This is a genomic window from Paraburkholderia heleia NBRC 101817 (assembly GCF_000739775.1).
GTDB lineage: Bacteria > Pseudomonadota > Gammaproteobacteria > Burkholderiales > Burkholderiaceae > Paraburkholderia > Paraburkholderia heleia.
On record NZ_BBJH01000105.1, the window covers coordinates 1 to 832 of the forward strand.

1 pseudogene is annotated in these 832 nt (G+C 57.5%); it reads right to left on the reverse strand.

The features are described from left to right. Positions 1 to 11: 11 nt before the first annotated feature. Positions 12 to 805: pseudogene (locus BHE01S_RS37545) on the reverse strand (IS5 family transposase). Between the last annotated feature and the right edge of the window lie 27 nt (positions 806 to 832).

An 832-nucleotide genomic window follows, 5' to 3' on the forward strand; every position in this document is an offset into this window, starting at 1 on the left:
CTAGGTTCTGTTCACATTCTCACGAGCGGTCCAAAGGCACAGGCAAGCGAAGCAAAGGCGAGATAGTTCCCTGCCAGCTTGTCGTAGCGAGTGGCGACACGACGAAAATGTTTGATACGACTGAAAAAGCGCTCGACGATGTTGCGGGTCCGATACAGCACACGGCTATAGCGACGCTTGGTCTTTCGATTCGAACGCGGTGGGATCACAGCCTTCGCACGCGTAGCGCGGATGCGCTCCACAAAGGCGTTCGAGTCGTAGCCCTTGTCAGCGATGACCGCACCGGTGCGCAAATGCTCAACCAGTTCATTCGCGCACGTAATATCGGAAACTTGTCCCTCGGTGGCAATCAACCGCAGGGGGCGTCCGGCGTCATCGACGGCAAGGTGCAACTTGGTGCTCAGTCCACCTCGCGAGCGGCCGAGTGCTTGTGGACCGTTTTTTTTCGAGCTCCAGACGAATGCTGGTGTGCCCGCACGATGGTCGAATCGATCAGCACATGCCTGATCTCGGTTTCGTCGGCCAGGGCGTGGATCACGCGCTCCCACACCCCCTTGCGACGCCACCTCGAGAAACGCATGTACACCGTATGCCATCGGCCGAACGCTTTCGGCAAATCGCGCCACGGGCAACCGGTCCGGCCAATCCAGAGGACAGCTTCGACAAACCAACGATTGTCGGTCGCCGTTCGGCCTGGATCGCCTTCCTTGCCGGGCAAGACGGATTCGATTCGTGCCCATACTTCATCGCTCAATAACGTTCGGATCACCTTGGCCTGCTCGCGCAAAAGACAAGATGTAAACACATTTCATCGAATGTAAACAGACCCTAG